The sequence below is a fragment of the Kribbella ginsengisoli genome (assembly GCF_039537185.1).
Lineage (GTDB): Bacteria > Actinomycetota > Actinomycetes > Propionibacteriales > Kribbellaceae > Kribbella > Kribbella koreensis.
In genome coordinates, this window is sequence record NZ_BAABAA010000005.1 from 352,162 (window position 1) to 369,969 (window position 17,808).

General features: G+C 67.5%; 19 protein-coding genes. 13 read left to right on the forward strand and 6 right to left on the reverse strand.

All coding sequences use genetic code 11. The annotated features are described in order from the left end of the window. From folP to ABD768_RS20425, 6 genes are all read left to right on the forward strand, one after another. The gene (folP, locus tag ABD768_RS20400; protein ID WP_425558439.1) at window positions 1–948 is read left to right on the forward strand and encodes a dihydropteroate synthase; all 948 of its coding nucleotides are present in this window, start codon (window positions 1–3) and stop codon (window positions 946–948) included. After that, window positions 948–1,685, forward strand: coding sequence for a pyrimidine reductase family protein (locus ABD768_RS20405; protein ID WP_344842831.1), 738 nt, complete (start codon window positions 948–950; stop codon window positions 1,683–1,685). The genes folP and ABD768_RS20405 overlap by 1 nt, the downstream gene beginning before the upstream one ends. A 2-nt stretch (window positions 1,686–1,687) precedes the next feature. Then, window positions 1,688–2,413 (forward strand): class III extradiol dioxygenase subunit B-like domain-containing protein, encoded by a 726-nt coding sequence (locus tag ABD768_RS20410; protein WP_344842834.1) that lies wholly within the window; start codon window positions 1,688–1,690, stop codon window positions 2,411–2,413. 64 nt (window positions 2,414–2,477) lie between these two features. Then, window positions 2,478–3,389, forward strand: coding sequence for an LAGLIDADG family homing endonuclease (locus tag ABD768_RS20415; protein ID WP_344842836.1), 912 nt, complete (start codon window positions 2,478–2,480; stop codon window positions 3,387–3,389). A gap of 136 nt (window positions 3,390–3,525) precedes the next feature. Beyond that, on the forward strand, window positions 3,526–3,666 hold the full coding sequence (locus ABD768_RS20420) for a hypothetical protein (RefSeq protein ID WP_343964696.1): 141 nt from the start codon (window positions 3,526–3,528) through the stop codon (window positions 3,664–3,666). After that, window positions 3,663–4,454: a hypothetical protein gene (locus ABD768_RS20425; RefSeq protein ID WP_344842840.1), complete on the forward strand. Its 792-nt coding sequence runs from the start codon at window positions 3,663–3,665 to the stop codon at window positions 4,452–4,454. Before ABD768_RS20420 ends, ABD768_RS20425 begins: the two co-directional genes overlap by 4 nt. 69 nt (window positions 4,455–4,523) lie before the next feature. On the opposite strand, the gene ABD768_RS20430 is transcribed toward ABD768_RS20425, so the two are convergent. Beyond that, entirely contained in the window at window positions 4,524–5,174 is a 651-nt protein-coding gene (locus ABD768_RS20430; protein WP_344842843.1) for a hypothetical protein, read from the reverse strand. A gap of 320 nt (window positions 5,175–5,494) precedes the next feature. Here ABD768_RS20430 and ABD768_RS20435 point away from each other — a divergent pair, with 320 nt between their 5' ends. Continuing rightward, window positions 5,495–5,764, forward strand: a complete 270-nt coding sequence (locus tag ABD768_RS20435; RefSeq protein ID WP_344842846.1) for a hypothetical protein — start codon at window positions 5,495–5,497, stop codon at window positions 5,762–5,764. Between the two features lie 48 nt (window positions 5,765–5,812). Then, window positions 5,813–6,475 carry a (2Fe-2S)-binding protein gene (locus tag ABD768_RS20440; protein ID WP_344842849.1) on the forward strand — a complete coding sequence of 221 codons (663 nt, stop codon included), beginning with the start codon at window positions 5,813–5,815 and terminating at the stop codon, window positions 6,473–6,475. On the opposite strand, the gene ABD768_RS20445 is transcribed toward ABD768_RS20440, so the two are convergent. Beyond that, window positions 6,465–7,541, reverse strand: coding sequence for an FAD-dependent oxidoreductase (locus tag ABD768_RS20445; RefSeq protein WP_344842852.1), 1,077 nt, complete (start codon window positions 7,539–7,541; stop codon window positions 6,465–6,467). The two genes, ABD768_RS20440 and ABD768_RS20445, sit on opposite strands and share 11 nt — an antisense overlap. A gap of 276 nt (window positions 7,542–7,817) precedes the next feature. Between ABD768_RS20445 and ABD768_RS20450 the strand changes: the two genes are divergently transcribed. From ABD768_RS20450 to egtD, 4 genes are read left to right on the forward strand one after another with little or no spacing between them, the layout of a single operon-like run. Continuing rightward, a complete protein-coding gene (locus tag ABD768_RS20450) occupies window positions 7,818–9,086 on the forward strand; it encodes a glutamate-cysteine ligase family protein (protein ID WP_344842855.1) in 1,269 nt (422 codons plus the stop codon). Then, on the forward strand, window positions 9,083–10,420 hold the full coding sequence (egtB, locus tag ABD768_RS20455) for an ergothioneine biosynthesis protein EgtB (RefSeq protein ID WP_344842857.1): 1,338 nt from the start codon (window positions 9,083–9,085) through the stop codon (window positions 10,418–10,420). The genes ABD768_RS20450 and egtB overlap by 4 nt, the downstream gene beginning before the upstream one ends. 52 nt (window positions 10,421–10,472) lie before the next feature. Next, on the forward strand, window positions 10,473–11,264 hold the full coding sequence (gene egtC / locus ABD768_RS20460; RefSeq protein ID WP_344842860.1) for an ergothioneine biosynthesis protein EgtC: 792 nt from the start codon (window positions 10,473–10,475) through the stop codon (window positions 11,262–11,264). Then, entirely contained in the window at window positions 11,252–12,253 is a 1,002-nt protein-coding gene (gene egtD / locus ABD768_RS20465) for an L-histidine N(alpha)-methyltransferase (RefSeq protein WP_425552048.1), read from the forward strand. The genes egtC and egtD overlap by 13 nt, the downstream gene beginning before the upstream one ends. Here the strand turns inward: egtD and ABD768_RS20470 are convergent, their stop codons facing one another. Further along, the gene (locus ABD768_RS20470) at window positions 12,254–13,741 is read right to left on the reverse strand and encodes an MFS transporter (RefSeq protein ID WP_344842862.1); all 1,488 of its coding nucleotides are present in this window, start codon (window positions 13,739–13,741) and stop codon (window positions 12,254–12,256) included. It abuts the gene before it with no gap. 101 nt (window positions 13,742–13,842) lie between these two features. Here ABD768_RS20470 and ABD768_RS20475 point away from each other — a divergent pair, with 101 nt between their 5' ends. Beyond that, window positions 13,843–14,685 carry a helix-turn-helix transcriptional regulator gene (locus ABD768_RS20475; RefSeq protein ID WP_343964712.1) on the forward strand — a complete coding sequence of 281 codons (843 nt, stop codon included), beginning with the start codon at window positions 13,843–13,845 and terminating at the stop codon, window positions 14,683–14,685. Here the strand turns inward: ABD768_RS20475 and ABD768_RS20480 are convergent. The 3 genes from ABD768_RS20480 to ABD768_RS20490 are packed head-to-tail and all read right to left on the reverse strand — an operon-like array spanning window position 14,682 to window position 17,792. Next, window positions 14,682–15,980, reverse strand: a complete 1,299-nt coding sequence (locus ABD768_RS20480; RefSeq protein WP_344842863.1) for an ABC transporter substrate-binding protein — start codon at window positions 15,978–15,980, stop codon at window positions 14,682–14,684. The two genes, ABD768_RS20475 and ABD768_RS20480, sit on opposite strands and share 4 nt — an antisense overlap. Before the next feature lie 23 nt (window positions 15,981–16,003). Then, complete coding sequence (locus ABD768_RS20485; RefSeq protein ID WP_343964716.1) at window positions 16,004–16,870, reverse strand: carbohydrate ABC transporter permease; 867 nt, start codon at window positions 16,868–16,870, stop codon at window positions 16,004–16,006. Then, a complete protein-coding gene (locus tag ABD768_RS20490; protein WP_343964718.1) occupies window positions 16,851–17,792 on the reverse strand; it encodes a carbohydrate ABC transporter permease in 942 nt (313 codons plus the stop codon). The genes ABD768_RS20485 and ABD768_RS20490 overlap by 20 nt, the downstream gene beginning before the upstream one ends. Window positions 17,793–17,808 lie beyond the last annotated feature (16 nt).

The window sequence follows — 17,808 nt, forward strand, 5'->3', positions numbered from 1 at the left end:
GTGGCTGACGACGAGGCTGACGGCGGGACCGGGCACGGCGCCGTGGACGGGGCCGAGGGCAGGGTCGGCGATGGGGCCGGTGACGGAGTGCTCCGGCTCGGCGGGCGGAGTTTCGGGCCGGGGGAGTTCGCCGTGATGGCGATCCTGAACCGGACGCCGGACTCGTTCTTCGACGGCGGCGCGACCTATGCGACCGAGGCGGCGCTCGAGGCGATCGACCGGGCCGTCGCGGACGGCGCCGATGTGGTCGACGTCGGCGGGGTCAAGGCCGGGTACGGCGAGCACGTCAGCGAGACCGAGGAGCTCCGCCGGACGGTCGACTTCGTGGCCGAGGTCCGGGCGCGGCACCCCGAACTGATCATCAGCGTGGACACGTACCGCAGTGGAGTCGCCCGGCGGGTCGGCGAAGCGGGCGCGAACCTCATCAACGACACGTGGTCGGGTTCCGATCCCGAGCTCGCCGGGGCGGCCGCTGAGGTCGGCGCAGGGCTCGTCTGCAGTCACGTCGGAGGGCTCGCGCCGCGGACCGATCCGCATCGGATGGCGTACGACGACGTGGTCGCCGACGTCATCCGGACGACGACCGCTCTCGCCGAGCGCGCGGTCGCGGCCGGCGTACGGCGGGACGCGATCGTGATCGATCCGACCCACGACTTCGGCAAGAACACCTGGCACTCGCTGGAGGTGACGCGCCGGGTCGACGAGCTGGCCGCGACCGGCTGGCCGGTGCTCGTCGCGCCGTCGAACAAGGACTTCCTCGGTGAGAGCCTCGATCTGCCGTCCGGGCGGAGGGGGCCGGCGACGATGGCGGCGGTCAGCGTGATGGCTTGGTTAGGTGCCCGGGTCTTCCGGGTACACGACGTCGCCGGGATCCGGCAGGCGCTCGACCTGATCGCCGTTCTGCAGCGGACGAAACAGCCCGCGTACACGCGAAGGAGCCTGGTTTGATGCATCGCTGGTCTGCCGAGGGCAAGGAGCTGACCGGCGAGGAGTTGATCGCCGCGTACGCCGTACCGGACCGCTCGGCGCGTCGGCTTCGGGCCAACTTCGTGACGAGCATCGACGGGGCGGTGACGCTGGACGGGCTGTCCGGTGGGTTGTCGTCGAAGGACGACCAGAATGTGCTCGGGCTGCTGCGTCAGTTGGCGGATGTCGTGCTGGTTGGGGCTGGGACGCTGCGGGCTGAGCAGTACAACGGTTTGAAGTTGGGCAAGGCGCGGCGGGAGTGGCGTGCCTTGCAAGGGTTGCCGGAGAATCCGGTGCTGGCGGTTGTTTCGGCGCGGCTTGATCTGAGCGCTGGGAGCTCTGTCTTCACCGAGGCGCCGGTGCGGCCGATCGTGATCACCTGCGAGTCGTCGCCGGCGGATCAGCGCAAGGCGTTGGCGGAGGTTGCCGACGTACTGGTCTGTGGGGATGACGTGGTTGATCTGACCGAGGCGGTCGATGCCTTGGTGTCGCGCGGGTTGCCGCAGATCTTGTGTGAGGGTGGGCCGCATCTGCTGGGGGCGCTGACTTCGGCGGGTCTGGTGGACGAGATGTGTCTGACGGTGTCGCCGTTGCTGGCCGGGCCGGGGGCGCGGCGGATCACGGACGGGATCGCGTCTACGCAGGTCCATCAGCTGACGCCTTTGCATGTGCTCAACGGGGATGACGGTTACCTCTTCCTGCGGTACGGAAGGAACTGAGGGTGCCTGTCGTCGCGGCCGCGGTCTGCCCGCATCCACCTCTGCTGATCCCCGAACTCGCCTCCGGGGCAGCCTTCGAACTCGATCCACTCCGCGCCGCGTGCTTCGCCGCCGTCGACCGGCTCGCCGATGCGGACGCGCTGGTGATCGTCGGCACGGGGCCTTTGACTGGCACGCGGTACGACGCGTCCGCCCTCGGCAGCTTCGGTCCGTATGGGGCTCCCGAGGTAACCGTCGGCGGCCCGCGCTCGGCCTCCGGTTCCAGCGCCGGTACGCCGGTACTGCCCCTGTCCCTTGCCGTCGGCACCTGGCTCGTCGAGCAGAGCAAGGCGGCCGACCTGCCGCGGACCTCGATCACCGTGGCTGCCGCCGAGACTCCGGCCACCTGTCTCGCGCTGGGCCAAGAGATTGCCCATGGCAACGAACGGATCGCGCTGCTGGTGATGGGCGATGGCTCAGCGCGACGTAGCGATCACGCCCCGGTACATCTCCACCCACGCGCGGAAATCTTCGACAGTACGGTTGCCGCCGCACTGGAGTTGGCCGACGCGGAGACGCTCGCCGCGCTCGACCCCGATCTCGCGACCGAACTCCACGCCGCGGGCCGGGCCCCTTGGCAGGTACTGGCCGGTGCGGCTCCTGGTCTGCGCGGCCGGCTCGGGTACAACGCTGCGCCGTACGGCGTCGGCTATTTCGTCGCGAGCTGGACACCGGGTCAATCCGCATAAGTCTGCTTCGTTGCCCTCGGTTTCGCGCAGTTAATGACAATCAGTTCTCCGGTATTCTTCCTAAATGACCGGTCGCTATCAGGTGATGCGGCAAGACGGATTCACGGCGATAGTCGAGAGTGCGCATCTGTGGCGAGTGCATCTCGACAGTCGTAAGGATCGGATCGTGGACACACCCGAGCTTCGCCGTCTGGTCAATTCCTCTGCTCGGGTGCGGCTGCCTCAGCCGCCGGTCATCTCCTATGACCTGCCCGCCGAGTTGCCGATCGAGCCCTACCTCATGGGCTTGCTGCTGGGTGAAGGAGGGATGAGCGGCAACGGCCTGCATTTCACCAATGTCGACGAAGAAATAGTTCAGTCCGTCCAGAACCTCCTGCCGCCTGGCCACGTCATCAAGTCTCATATTGCCAACGAGCGGGCGGTGGCAGGGAACTGGCGAATCGTCGGCAGCGGTGGCAAGAATGGCAACGTCATTATCAACGAGCTTCGAGCCCTCGGCCTGCTTGGTTCGACGGCACGTACGAAGTTCATCCCAGCCGCCTATCGGCGTGGATCTGAAGATGATCGGCTAGCGTTGCTGCAGGGGTTGATGGATTCCGACGGCCATGCCGGCGCGGACGGGAGGCTGGAGTTCAGTTCGAGTTCTCGCTGGCTGGCGGAGGATCTGCTCGAATTGGTCCGGTCTCTCGGCGGGCACGCCGCGATGCACGCCAAGACGAAGGTCACGTACACGTCGCCCACTCAGTTGACTCCCAAGTCAGCACGACCTGCGTACCGCGTACAGAACATCAACATGCCGAGTCACAACCCCTTCCGGCTCACCCGGAAGGCGGTTCGATTCCGGCCTCGGAACGGCGCGTGGGCGCGGCGGATCAGGTTGGTGGAGTTGATGCTCCCGGGGTGCAGAGCTGAACTGGCCCCCAGCGCGCAGCCGTTCTATGACGGGTTCAGTTGGAAGCAGGTGCCGCAAACGTGACCTGACGACCTCTGTCGTGAGGTCTGTACATGGGCGTAGCTGGGCACTTTAAGGGTTTCTGAAGGCCCTCGTGGAATCTGTTGGGTAGGGCCGGTTCGAGACGGGCCGGCCTCGAGATTCCAAGGGGGAGAAGAGGATGCCTGACAAGGAGAATCCGGTGGAGACGGGCAACTACCCGCTACCGGAGGACGGCGCGCAGGACCAGGTCGTGCAGACCCGGCTGCCGCAGTACGACGAGGACCTGGTGGACGGTGCGACGCTGGAGTCCGACTCATGAGCGGCACGGTGCGGGAGCTGCTCACCTGGGCAGCGGCGCAGGTGCGCACGATGGAGAAGCCGCTCGGTTCCAACAAGAACCCGTACGCGGCCAAGGCTGGTCACGCGAACGGCCAGGCCTGGTGCGCGACGTTCCTGGTCGCGGGCTGGAAGATCAACAAGGTGCCGCTGGTGGCGGGGACGGACACCGCGTTCACCCCGTCGATGCAGGCCGGCTTCAAGAACGCCGGCAAGCTCTTCAACAGCCCGCGGGCGGGTGATGTCGGCTTCCTGTTCGACAAGGATCTGGGCCGGATCGCGCACGTCTTCTTCGTCGAGCGGGTCGAGGGGGACTTCGTCAAAAGCATCGAGGGCAACACCAATTTGGACGGCAGCAGGACGGGCGTCGGGGTGTTCCGGCACAGCCGGCGCTGGACCGGTGGCGCGACGATGATCCGTGGGTTCGGGCGCCCGGACTACAAGTCGGTCGGGCGCGGGAGCGCTCTGCGGTCCGGCGTACCGACGGTGTCGCTTGCTCGCGTGGTCGCTGCTGCGAAGAAGGACGCACCGGGTCCCGACGGTGCGACCTCGTTCCCGGCGGAGGTCCGGGTCGTGGAGGCCGCGTTGGTGGCTGAGGGACTGTTGTCGCCGGCCTTCGCCAAGGACGGTTCGTTCGGCACGGTCACGATCAAGGCCTATGCCCAGTTCCAACGCAAACTGGGCTTCACCGGCAAAGACGCCGACGGCATCCCGGGGATGGACTCGCTGAAGAGGCTAGGCCTCAAGCACGGCTTCCGGACGGCGGCGTAGCGACTCCCGTGCCTGTGGGCTGGACTCCAGGCCTGTGGCGTGGAACTCGGGTCCGTTGCGTAGCAAGCCTCAGGGCTGTTGCGTGACGACTTCGGGCCAGCGGGTCGCGGTGGCTGCAAGGTCATCGTGGCCCGCTTCGGCCAGCTGGTTGACGAGCTCGACCCGGGCGGCCCGCACCGCGTCGGCGGCTTGCTCGGCGGTCGGGTAGGGGCCCGACCAGTTGCAGACCGCGTCACCGGCGTACCAGTCGCCCGTGCGCGACCGGCGTACCTGAGAAGCCGCGAGCCGATCCGCCGGCAACGCGTCCCCGCGCTCAACGGCCGCCTGCACCACCGCCTCCACAGCAACCACCTCAGCCGCCAGGTCCATCACCGGCCGCAACTCAACAGCATCAGTACGAACGAACTCGTACCCCTCCGGCGCCTGCTCCGCAATCCACCCGAACGCCACCTCAGCCAACTCCGCCAACTGCCGAGCAACCTCCGCGTCCTCGATCGTCTGCACCCCACAAACCCGCGGATCAGTAGGCCGCAACAACCCCTGACACCGCCGCATCAACATCTCCTCAGCAGTAGCCTGCCGCCGTCCAAGAATCCGCGAGAGCCCAACGACGTCGAAGTTCAACTCATCCGGCGTCCGCTTCACCCCAGCCTCAAATGGCTCACCCAGAACCGACCCCCGCGCCGTCCACGGCCCCACATGCCAACGCTCCAGTCCCATGCGCCGACCCTACCCACAAGCCCAACAGACAAGAGCAACAAACAGTCCCGGCTGCCGCGGTGGTTCAGGCGGTGCCGGGCGCCCGGTTGCCGGGACTTGAAGAACTACAGAGAAGAACTACAAAGGGTCCCGGCTATTGCTGTCGTTCACGCAGGCCCGGGGGTGGCGGTTGGGTTGTGCCGGCCATGCCCCGACCCTGGGCAGTAGCACAATCAGATCTGGCACAGGCACAAACCGGGGCAGCCCGTTGAGCCGAGCAAAGCACTCGATCTGGAGACCAAAGTCTGATGGTGGGTATGGCCAGTTGGATGGGGGATCCAGTGAGTGAACAACCCACAGCCGAGGACCTCGGCGGGCTGCTGAGACGGTACCTGGACGGCGAGGTTTCGGTGGGGGAGTTGGTGGCCGAGTTCGAGAGGTTGACCTTCAAGTTGGATGGTTTGACGCGGGCGCAGGAAGTGGCGCTGGCGGGGCTCGTCAACGAGTTGGAGACGATCCGGTTCACCCTGCCGGAGGAAGGCATGCCGGCGGCGGCCGGGGAGGTCTTCTCGCGGGCGTTTGCCGTTGTTCGAGGAGACAGCGGAGGTTAGCCGCGGAGGCTGACGGGTGTAGCCGGGGGTGGAACGTAGGGTGGGGGTGTGGATTACACCGTGGGGCGGCTCGCGGGCAGGCTGGATGGGGAGGTTTCCTGGCTGGCTGTTCGGGCGGCGGGGGCGGTGCCTGGGCCTGAGTGGGTTTCGTGTGCTGAGGTGCTTGAAGAGCAGTTGGCGGGTGGGGATCCTACGTTGGGGTGGCGGCAGGATCTGCTGGATGATTATGGGCGGGAGTACGGGATCGAGCCGCCGGTGCAGGTCGCGGCGATGTTCGTGTTGATGTGGTACGTGTCGGTGCCGGCGATCGTGGCGGGGATCTCGACCGCGTTGACCGGGGTTTCGCCGGACGTATCGGCTGAGGCGCTTGCTTTTCGCAAGCATCCGACGGCGCACTATCCGATGGAAGTCGCCTTGCTGTCGGAGCGTGTGGTGTCCATCGAGGAGGCGGCTCGGCAGGTTGAGGAGCACACTCGGGCGTTCACGGACAGCTACCGGCCCGGCGTGAAGATGAGTTCCCGGCAGAAGCGTGGTGCGGTCGAGGATGAGCTGCGGGCGGCTCTTCGGCTGCCGGAGGAAGCGGTGCAGGCGGCTACGGCAGCCGAGGCATTCAGGATTGATCTGGAGCAGAAGGTGCGTACTTCGTGCTGCTTCGTCTACGCGCTTCCCAACGTCAACCCCTGCGGCGGATGCCCGCGGGTCAGAGGCTGAAAACAGCAGGCACGGTTCCGGCGCCGGTCACCAGGTCGGTCAGGTAGCGGGCCACCAGCGGTACGAACTTGAAGCCCTCGCCGTGGAAGCCGGCCGCCACGCTGATCGGTCCGCGCCGGTCGATGACGAAGTCCCCGCGCACTGTGTTGTCGTAGAGGCAGCTGATCGCCTCCGACCGCGCAACATCCACGCCCGGAAACCACTCCCGCACATACTCGACCAGCGCCGCATCCCGCGTCGGCTCCACCTGGAAGTCGCGCTGGTCAAGTGAGATCACCGGCCCGGTCGCATGCAGCCCGACCTTCACCCCGCGCCCCTCCTCGAACACCCCGTACGCCGGAGTCTCCTCTCGCCGATGCACGAACACCGGCCACTCGGCCGACTCGTCCCGTGCAGCGAAGAACCGCGGCTGCTCCTGCGACACCGCGATCGCCGGTACCTCGAGCACCCCAGCCAGCAGCCGATCAGTCCAAGCCCCAGCCGTCACCACCAACTGCCCAGCCCGTACGACGCCGGCCTCTGTCTCTACCTCAACCCCATCCCCGACAACCCGTACTACGTGAGCCGCGCACCCACCCCGGAACTCAACCCCCAACGCCACCGCCGACTCCCGAATCGCCCCCAACGCCTGCGCAGCCAACGCCCGCCCCGACCCCGGTTGGTACAGCACAGACCCGTCGAACCGCATCCCCGGCCACCGCTCACCAGCGGCCTCGGCCGTCAGCACCTCGTGCTCCACCCCATGCCGCCCAAGCAGCGAGGCAGACTCCGACACCTGCGCCTCGGACATGCCATGGTCCACACCCCCGACCAGGTCCAGCATCTGTACGCCGGTAGCGCTCTCCAGTTCGTGCCAGAGCTCCCGGGACCTTGCCGCCCGCAACAGCTCGCCCTCGTCGTCGATCGCCAACCGGAACAGCCTGGTACCACCGTGCGACCCACCCCGGTCGTGCCCGAGCTCGTACTGCTCCAGCACCAGCACCTCACGCCCGGCCACCGCGAGTGCACGAGCCGCAGCCGACCCCATCGCGCCGGCCCCGATCACGACCACGTCATAGGTCTGCATGCACTCTTCCTACCCGTCCGGATACCGCTCAGCACGCAGGGGGTTTCGCTCTGAGCGCAACGGACCGCGGCGGCTCGTCACGGCGTACCGGCGGGGACGACCGAAGCGCTACAAAAGGGTGCTTGCCGTGCGCGCGAATATTGTCGGTGGCCGCAGGCACGATGTCGATCATGAATTCGACACAGTGTTGGACGGTTCCGGCCCCGGCTGTCACGTCATCGAGGGGTAACCCACTATCGGTTGAACGCGCCCAGGGGCGCGGTTAGGTTCGCTGACGTGACCGCGCCCGGCGAGTTTCCGGCGACCACCCCGATCGGCTCCCGCGTGGAGGCAGAGGGTTATGTCGCGATGGTGTGTTTCAAGCATGGTCCTCCACAGCTGCACGGCGTCGAGCTGGAGTGGACGGTGCATCACGCGGATGATCCGCATCGACCTCTCGACGCCGCTCGACTCAGCACCGCCCTGGGGGTGCACGCGCCCCCGACCCTGGTCCCGGACAGCCCGCAGCTGCCACTCGGCCGGGGTTCTCTGGTCACCGTCGAGCCGGGTGGCCAGGTGGAGATCTCCGGCCAGGCCTCGGACTCCATCCCCAGGCTGATCGACGACACGACGGCCGACGCCGCGCAGCTCACGCAACTGCTCGCCACCCAAGGCCTCGTGCCTGGACGGCACGGCCTCGACGCCTTCCGCCCACCCCGCCGCATCCTGACCGTTCCGCGGTACGCCGCGATGGAGCGAGCCTTCGCACAGCTCGGCCCGCATGGTCCCCGGATGATGTGCAGCTCGGCCGGTCTGCAGGTCTGCCTCGACGCAGGCGAAGCGGACCAGACCGCACTGCGCTGGCGAGCACTCCACGACTTCGGGCCGGCCTTGGTCGCCCTCTTCGCCAACTCGCGCCACCGCGAAGGCAGCGACACCGGCTGGGCCTCCGCCCGCACCGAGGCAACCTTCGGCACCTGCGCCCCCTTCACGGAGCCCCCGTCCCTCGACGGCGACCCCGCCGAGGCCTGGGCCCGCACTGCGATGGAGGCACCGGTCCTCTGCCTGAGACGGGGAGACAGCTGGGACGCACCGGCAGGGCTCACGTTCGGAGCATGGGCCGACGGTGCCCTGGACGGCACCGGCCTGGCGAGCGGCGCCGGGACTGGTGATCCGCTGGGGGACAGGCCGACGTATGGGGACTTGGAATATCACCTGTCCACGCTCTTCCCGCCGGTGCGGCCGCGAGGCTACTTGGAGGTCCGCTACCTCGATGCTCAGGACGGCGACGGCTGGATCACGCCGACCCTGCTGTTGTCCGCGCTGATGTCCGACCCGGCTGTCACCGACCAGGCACTGGCTGCTGCTGCGCCGGCGGCCGGTCGCTGGTTCCCCGCGGCACGGGAAGGTCTGCACGACAAGCCTGTACTGCAGGCCGCGCGCGATCTGGTCGACCTGGCCACCACCAATCTGAGCCGGACCGGAGTCGATCACGACCTGATCACCGAGGCCGGCGAGCGACTGCACTACATCGTCGACGACACCCAGAGAAGGCGAGCTTCATGAACCACCAGTTGTCAGATCTGACCGCCGAGGGGCTGCGGTCGTTCGTCGCCGAGCAGCTCGAGCGCTCGCGCGACCGGACCGTCCAGCTGACCGACGCGGTCGATACGGACGACCTGATCCGGCAGCACTCGAAGCTGATGTCGCCGCTGGTCTGGGACTACGCGCACATCGGCAACCAGGAAGAGCTCTGGCTGGTCCGCGACGTCGGCGGCCGCGACCCGGTCCGGCAGGACATCGACGAGCTGTACGACGCGTTCATGCACGCCCGGGCCGACCGGCCGTCGCTGCCGCTGCTCAGCCCGACGGAGACCCGGCAGTACGTCGTCGAGGTGCGCGACAAGGTGCTCGACGTGCTGGATCACGTGAAGTTCGGTGGCGACCGCGAGTTGGTCGACAACGGGTTCGCGTTCGGCATGATCGTGCAGCACGAGCAGCAGCACGACGAGACGATGCTCGCCACGCATCAGCTGCGGACCGGTGCTCCGGTGCTCGATGCGCCGGGGCCGCCGCCCGGTCGACGGCTGGCCAAGGCCGAGGTGCTCGTACCGGGGGGCGTCTTCGAGATGGGTACTTCGATCGAGCCGTGGGCGCTCGACAACGAGCGGCCGGCGCATGCGGTGCACGTCGATCCGTACGTGATCGACACGGCGCCGGTGAGCAATGGCGACTACCTCGAGTTCGTCACTGGTGGTGGGTATCAGGATCCGCAGTGGTGGTCGGAGGCCGGCTGGGCGCATGTGCAGAAGGCGTCGCTGGTCGCGCCGCGGTTCTGGGAGCGCGAGGACGGCCACTGGGTGCGGACGCGGTTCGGGCATCGGGAGTTGCTGCCGCTCGACGAGCCGGTGATGCACGTCTGCTTCTACGAGGCGGAGGCGTACGCGAAGTGGGCCGGCAAGCGGCTGCCGACCGAGGAGGAGTGGGAGTTCGCTGCCCGCTTCGACCCGGCGACCGGGCGGACGCGACGCTTCCCGTGGGGTGATGAGAGCCCCGGTCCGCAACACGCGAACTTGGGTCAGCGGCACTTGCGTCCCGCTCCGATCGGCGCCTACCCGGCGGGTGCGTCGCCGCTGGGGGTCGAGCAGTTGATCGGCGATGTCTGGGAGTGGACGAGCAGCGACTTCAAGCCGTACCCGGGTTTCCGCGCGTTCCCGTACGACGAGTACTCGCTGGTCTTCTTCGGCAACGACTACAAGATGCTGCGCGGCGGCTCCTTCGGCACCGACGAGATCGTCGCCCGCGGCACCTTCCGCAACTGGGACTACCCCATCCGCCGCCAGATCTTCGCCGGCTTCCGCTGCGCCAGAACCCCAACCCCGGAGGAGCTGCCCCGGTGATCGCCGAACACCGTAGGCGGCGCAGCACGCGCCCCCGCTGGGGTGGTTGCTGATGTGCCGCCACCTGGCGTACCTCGGCCCGCCCGTCTCCCTCGCCTCACTTGTGCTGGAACCGCCGCACTCTCTGTATCGGCAGAGTTGGGCTCCGGCGGACATGCGTGGCGGCGGCTCAGTCAACGCCGACGGCTTCGGCATCGGCTGGTACCCCGACGACGATGCCGGCTCGGCCCGATCGGCCGGTGCGTCCGTTGGCCGCCTGCCTGTGCGGTATCGGCGGAGTGTGCCGATCTGGGCTGATGAGTCGTTGCCGGGGTTGGCGGGATCGGTCAGCTCGGGGGCGGTGCTGGCGGCAGTGCGGAATGGGACCGTGGGGGCGCCGCTCACGGAGATCGCCGTGGCGCCGTACACCAAGGACCAGTGGTTGTTCAGTCATAACGGGCTGATCAGCGGTTGGCCGGGGGCGGTGTCCAAGTTGGCGGAAGCCTTGCCGGTGTCTGAGTTGTTGACGCTCGATGCGCCGATGGACTCGGCGTTGCTGTGGGCTCTTGTGCAAGACCGCTTGCATTTGGGGGCGCCTGAGGCGGTGGCTTCCGTAGTACGGGATGTTGCTGCGGCGGCACCCGACAGCAGGCTCAATCTTCTGCTCACCGATGGGGAGCAGATCGTCGCCACCACCTGGACGCATTCGCTCTGGGTCCGCCGTACCACCGACTCCGTTGCGGTCAGCTCCGAGCCCTGGACCACCGAAGGCTGGGAAGAGATCCCCGACCATTCATTGCTACTGGCAACCAAAAGCACGCTAGCCGTCACCCCCTTGCTGGAAGGACGACAGTGTCACATCTGAGCCCACCCCACCGCCCCGGACAGGGGACTTCAATCGATATCCACCTCACTGCGGACTATGCCGCCCGCGCCCTGCGGGAGGATGCCCGCAACGGTCTGACGGCTGAGCCGAAATGGCTTGCGCCGAAGTGGTTCTATGACGCGCGCGGCAGCGAGCTGTTCGAGGAGATCACCAGGCTGCCGGAGTACTACCCGACCCGCGCGGAGCGGGAGATCCTCGACGCCCGTTCCGGCGAGATCGCCGAGCTCACCGGCGCGCACACGCTGGTCGAGCTCGGCTCGGGCTCGTCGGAGAAGACGCGGCTGCTGCTCGACGGCCTGCGCGACCACGGCACGCTGACGACGTTCGTACCACTCGACGTCTCGGAATCGGCCCTGCGCGAGGCCGCCGCCGCGATCAACACCGACTACCCGAGCCTCACCGTGCACGGCGTCGTCGGCGACTTCACCGAGCACCTCGACAAACTTCCCGGCGAGGCGCCGCGCGTGGTCGCGTTCCTCGGCGGCACGATCGGCAACCTGCTGCCGGACGAGCGCGCCGACTTCTACAAGTCCATCCGCGACGTGCTCGAGCCAGGGGAGTGGCTGCTGCTCGGCACCGATCTCGTGAAGGACCCGGCCACCCTCGTCGCGGCGTACGACGACAGCGCCGGGGTGACCGCCGAGTTCAACCGGAACGTACTGCGGGTGCTGAACCGCCAACTCGGCGCGGACTTCGACGTCGACTCCTTCAGCCACCGCGCGATCTGGGACCCGGAGAACGAGTGGATCGAGATGCATCTGCGCGCCGACCGGGCGATGAAGGTCCTGATCCCGGAGATCGGCCTCGAGGTCGACTTCGCCGAAGGCGAGGAACTCAGCACCGAGGTCTCCGCCAAGTTCCACCGCCACGGCGTCGAGGCCGAACTCGACAAGGCCGGCTTCACCAACGGCGCCTGGTGGACAGACTCCGAGGAACGCTTCGCGCTCTCGCTGTGGCAGGCGGTCTGATCACAGCCGCCTCGGCAGGCGGGTGCTGAGCGTCAAGGTCAGCAAGACCAGGGCGGCCAGGGCGGCGACGGTTTCGGCCAGCGCTTTGCCCGGGTCGCCCTGTGCTGTCTCCAGGGACAGGAAGAGCGTCCCGATCACGGCAGCGCCGAGGGCGAAGGAGGCTTGCTGGAAGGTGACCAGTACGCCGCTGCCGATGCCGGCCCGGTCGGCGGGGAGATCGGCCAGCACGATCCGGAAGAACACCGGGATCTGCGAACCCGAGGCGACTCCCCACAAGGCGAGCGCGGGAGCGAAGTCGAGCGCGGTCAGGTCTGGCCAGCCACGCAGGACGGTGACACCGAGGACGACCAAGGCGATCAGGTGGATGGACGCGGCCACCTGGATGACCCGGCTGCCGAAGCGGCCGATCAGGCGCGGGCTGACGAGCGACGCGAGCAGGTGGGTGACCGCGAGCGGCGCCAGGGTGAGACCGGCCTGGACCGGGCCGAAGCGCAGACCCTGCTGCAGAGCGATCGCCATCACGAACATGAAGCCGCCGAAGTTGATCGAGAACGGCACGATGAGTCCGAGGCCGAGCCGTACTCCGCCGAAGCCGAACAAACTCGGTGGGAGCAGGGGAAGTCGGCCGGCGCGTTCTTGCCGGCGCTCGACGACGAGCAGGGCGACGGCGGCGATCGGGCAGGCGGCCAGGCAGAGCCAGGACCAGAGCGGCCAGCCTGCCGCTCGGCCTTCGCTGAGTGGTACGAGGAGGGCGGTCAGGGTGATCGCGAGGAGGGCGGTACCGGCGAGGTCGACCGGAGCTGGACGATCGGAGCGGGTCGCGGGGACCGTGCGCCAGGCGAGGATGAACGCGATCACGCCGACGGGACCGTTGACGAGGAAGACGGCCCGCCAGCCGGCTCCACCGATGTCGGCGGCGACGAGCAGGCCGCCGAGGATCTGACCGGCCACCATCGCGAGGCCGGCCATCGCGCCGTACAGGCTGAGAGCGCGGTTGCGCCGGTCGCCGGAGGTGGTCGCGTGCAGTGTCGCGAGGACCTGTGGGTTGAGGAGCGCGGCCGATGCGCCCTGCAGGATGCGGGCCCCGACGAGCACGGCTGCATTGGGTGCCAAACCGCAGGCGATCGAGCTGAGTGTGAAGGCGGTCATCGCGATCAGCAGCAACCGGCGTCGCCCGAAGGTGTCGCCAAGCCGCCCACCAAGCACCAGCAGTACGGCGAAGGCGACGCCATAGCCGGCCACTACCAACTCCAGCAGGGCCGGCCCGGCCCGGAGCTCCCGACCCATCGAGGGCAAGGCCACGTTGACGATGAAGAAGTCGAGGATCGGCAGGGCGGCGCAGAGCAGCAAGGCAAGCAACCCGGCCCCGGAAAGCACAGGGGCCCGGCCGGCCCGCGGGGTGGGAGGAGCGGCTGCCACCCCCGCCCCGCCCGCGGCGGTTGGGTTGGCTGCGCCGTGGGCAGTGGGGGATTGGGCTGTTTCGGTCATGGGTCGAGCGTCGCTGGGTTCTCAGGGTGGTACCAGAGCGTCTTTATCCTGGTACAAGAAGTACCTTGTACCAGGATTGCCGATGCGGCATCGTGGTAGCCGTGACGGATCAGCGGCGGGAGGAGCTGGCGAGCTTCCTGCGGAGCCGGCGGGAGCGGATCGCGCCTGAGGAGGTCGGGCTGCCGCGTGGGCGGCGGCGCCGGACTCCGGGGCTGCGGCGGGAGGAAGTGTCCCAGCTCGCGGCGATCGGGACGACTTGGTACACCTGGCTCGAGCAGGGGCGTGACATCCAGGTCTCCGCCGAGGTGCTGGACGCGATCGCCCGGACCCTGCGGCTGGACCAGAGTGAGCGGGAGCATCTGTTCGCGCTGGCCGGGGCGATCGACCCCAGCCCGGCCGCCGCCTTCACGCCCGTCACCGACGCCCTGCGCGATCTGCTGGATCAGCTCGAGCCGCTGCCCGCCTGCGTACAGAACGGCCGGTACGACCTGCTTGCCTACAACCGTCCGTTCAGCAAGCTCATGTGCGACCTCGACGCCGTTCCGCCCGAGGATCGCAACGTGATCTGGCTCGGCTTCCTGAACGAGCAGTGGAAGGCGACCCTGCCCGACCTGGAGCAGACCCAACGCGCGATGGTCGCCAAGTTCCGCGCATCGATGGTCGAGAATCTCGACGACCCCACCTGGAAGGCGCTGCTCAAGCGACTCCAGGCGGCATCACCGGAGTTCGCCGAGTACTGGGACGACCACGAGGTACTCCGCCCCGGCAACCAGTTGAAGGTCTACCACCACCCGCAGGCCGGCGTACTGCGCCTGTCGGCGACCAGCCTCTGGACCCAGCCCGGCTCCAACCGCCCGAGGCTGGTCACCTACACGCCTGTCGATGAGGAGACCCGGGAGAAGTTGCACCTTCTCACCGGGCCTCCTCCGCTGGTGACGGTCTAGCCCTGCGACTTGATCAGGTCGTTGATCTTCCCCACGTACGCCTGCAGATCCGAAACAGGTTTCTTCCCACTGAGGATCGGCTGGTACATCGCCGTCGTCAGATCCCCGACCTGCGAGGCCCATTGCGTCGTGAACCGCACCCCGACCGTCTTCTCTGCCGAGAGATCAGCCTTGACCGTGTCCACGACCGTGGTCTGACCGGCCTTGGTCAACGCGCCGAAGTAGCTCTCCTGCGTCGGCGTATAGGCAGGCGGCGCGACGGGCGACGCAGGCAGCACGGCGTCCCACACCTTGGTGTTCAGATACGAGAGCACCTTGTACGTCGCGTCCTCGTTTGCCGTGTACTGCGGAGTGCAGATCCCCACCGAGTCGTACAGCGTGGCCGGTGTCGTCACCTGCGGGAACGGCGCGAACCCGTACTTGATCTTCGGCTTGTCCGTCTGGAACCCGGCCGCCAGCCACTGCCCGCCGAACATCATCGGCACCTTGCCGCCGGAGAACAGCGCCGGCACGTTCGACGCGTCGTACCCGGGAGGCGCCACCGCCCCGGACTTGATTGCCGCGGCCAGCTTCTCCACGCCCTCGGTGTACTTGCCGTCGATCTCCGCCTTGGTCGGGTGGTTCACGTCGTCGGTGAACGGTGCGCCACCAGCTGACACCGCGTACATCGACATCGTGAACGGCGCATCCGCCGAGGTGAGCTGATCCGCGACCAGCCCGTACTTCGCTCCGTTCTTCCCCGCGAGCTTGCCGGCCGCGGAGTACATGTCGTCCCAGCTCCACCCCGACTTGGGCTCCGGGATGCCGGCCGCCTTGAACGCGTCGGCGTTGTACCAGACCCCGTAGGTGTTCATCAGCGACGGCAGCCCGCCCATCTGCCCGTCGCTCGTCTTCCAGTTCTTCATCGCCGAGCCGACGAAGTCGTCCGCCTTGAGGCCGCCGTCACCGCTGTCGACCCGCTTCGACCAGTCGACCAGCAGGCCCTGGGACGTGTACTGCTGCTCGGTGTCGTTGCCGCACCAGAACAGGTCGGGCAGCTTCTTCGCCTGGGTCAGCGACGCGAGCTTGTCGCCGTACCCGCCGCTCGGGGTGTCGACGAGCTGGACCTTGACGTTGTCATCCTTGAAGCCTTCGAGCGCTTTCTTGATGGCCGTGTTCGTCTCGGGGGTTTCCCACGTCATCACGGTCACGGTGACCGGGCCGTCGGACTTGCCGCCGGAGTCCGAGCCGCTGCAGGCAGCCGTTGCCGTCAGCAACCCGGCGCAGGCGAGGGTGGTGCCGATGATCGCTTTCACTGTTGTGCTCCTCAGGGGGTGAGTCACTTCTGCGTCGTGCTGCCCAGCGAGCCGAGGCCCTGGATGAAGTAGCGCTGCGCGGCGAAGAAGAGGATCAGCGGCGGCAGCATGTAGAGCAGGTTGGTGGCCATGTAGTAGCTCCAGTTCGGCGTCTGCCCGGCGAAGGGCGAAACGAACTGGGCCATGCCGACCGACAACGGCCACTTGTCGGCGGAGTACAGGTAGACCAGTGGATTGAGGAAGTCGTTCCAGGACGCCTGGAAGGCGAGGATCGCCATCGTGATCCAGGCCGGCCGGGTCAACGGCAGCATCACGCTGACGAAGATCCGCAGGTGCCCGGCGCCGTCGATCTTGGCCGCCTCGTCGATCGAGTACGGGATGGCCAGGAAGTACTGCCGGGCGAGGAAGATGAAGAGCGGATTGCCGCCGAAGAAGGCCGGCACGATCAACGGCAGCCAGGTGTCGTACCAGCCGATGGACTTGTACAACTGGAACAGCGGGATCAGGCCGACCACCCCGGGCAGCAGCATGCTGCCGACGAAGAGATAGAACCACACCTTCCGGCCCGGGAACCGCAGCCGGGCCAGCGCGTAGCCGGCCATCATCGCGGTCATCACGCCGCCGAGCACGCTCAGCACGGTGATGATCGTTGAGTTGAGCAACAGCCGCGGGAAGTGGATCGCCTGCGGGCCGTCGAGGAAGTTGCGCCAGTGGAAGTCGTGCGGCAGCAGCCTAGGTGGTACTTCGAAGACGGCGTTGCGGCTCTTCAGGCCGATGGTGATCATCCACAGCAGCGGGACGATCATCACCGCGCAGATGAACAGCGCGGTCGCGTACCAGGCGGTCGTGCCGCCGAACCGGCGGCGGGACTCAGTCGGGAGTGTTGTCACTGTACGTCCAGAGCGAGGAGAACTTCGCGGTCAGGGCGATCACGGCGATGATGACGATGAACAGCACCCACACCTGGGCGGAGGCGTAACCGAGCTGCGGAACCCTGCCCAGGTTGGAGAAACCGTTGTTGTAGATCGACAGCATCAAGACGCTGGTACTGAAGCCAGGCCCGCCGTTGGTGAGGATCTTGGGCTGGTTGAAGGTCTGCAGCGCGGCCGTCGTCTGCAGGATCACCTGGAGCAGCATGATCGGGCTGATCATCGGCAAGGTGATCCGGAAGAACACCGAGTACGGTCCGGCGCCGTCGACGCGGGCCGCCTCGTAGAGCTCGGTCGGCACCGCCTGGAGTGCGGCCAGGAAGATGATCATCGTCCCGCCGACGCCCCACAGCATCACGATCACGATCGACGGCATCGACATCGTTGGGCTCTGCAACCACAGGCTGGTCGGCAGATGCAGTTTGTCGAGGATCGTGTTCGCCAAGCCCACTTGGGGATTGAGGATGAACTTCCACAGCGTGATGGTCGCGACGGCGGGCAGTACCACCGGCAGGTACGCCAGGGTCCGGACGATCCGGACGCCGGCGAAGCGCTGGTTGCAGAACATCGCCAGCGCGAGGCCGAGAGCCAGCGAGAGCGGCACATAGAGGACCACCAGGTACCCCGTTGCCCGCAGCGACGGCCAGAACGCCGGATCGACGGTGAACAGCCGGCGGAAGTTGGCCAGGCCGACGAAGACCGGGTCGGTCAGGCCGTTGTACTTGGTCAGCGACAGATAGAACGAGCGGACCAGCGGATAGCCGACGAAGACGGTGAATCCGATGATGGCCGGCGCGATGAACAGGTAGGCGGCCAAGGTGTCCGAACCGGCGTTGCGGCTGAACCCGGTCCGGCCGCCACGACTCCGTCCGTCACGATTCATCCTGCCTCCTGGACGG

Coding starts and splice junctions, on each gene's coding strand:
- ABD768_RS20405 (WP_344842831.1), top strand. CDS start 948: ATGCATCGCTGGTCTGCCGAGGGCAAGGAGCTGACCGGCGAGGAGTTG.
- ABD768_RS20415 (WP_344842836.1), top strand. CDS start 2,478: ATGACCGGTCGCTATCAGGTGATGCGGCAAGACGGATTCACGGCGATA.
- ABD768_RS20420 (WP_343964696.1), top strand. CDS start 3,526: ATGCCTGACAAGGAGAATCCGGTGGAGACGGGCAACTACCCGCTACCG.
- ABD768_RS20425 (WP_344842840.1), top strand. CDS start 3,663: ATGAGCGGCACGGTGCGGGAGCTGCTCACCTGGGCAGCGGCGCAGGTG.
- ABD768_RS20430 (WP_344842843.1), bottom strand. CDS start 5,174: ATGGGACTGGAGCGTTGGCATGTGGGGCCGTGGACGGCGCGGGGGTCG.
- ABD768_RS20445 (WP_344842852.1), bottom strand. CDS start 7,541: ATGCAGACCTATGACGTGGTCGTGATCGGGGCCGGCGCGATGGGGTCG.
- egtB (WP_344842857.1), top strand. CDS start 9,083: ATGAACCACCAGTTGTCAGATCTGACCGCCGAGGGGCTGCGGTCGTTC.
- egtC (WP_344842860.1), top strand. CDS start 10,473: ATGTGCCGCCACCTGGCGTACCTCGGCCCGCCCGTCTCCCTCGCCTCA.
- ABD768_RS20470 (WP_344842862.1), bottom strand. CDS start 13,741: ATGACCGAAACAGCCCAATCCCCCACTGCCCACGGCGCAGCCAACCCA.
- ABD768_RS20490 (WP_343964718.1), bottom strand. CDS start 17,792: ATGAATCGTGACGGACGGAGTCGTGGCGGCCGGACCGGGTTCAGCCGC.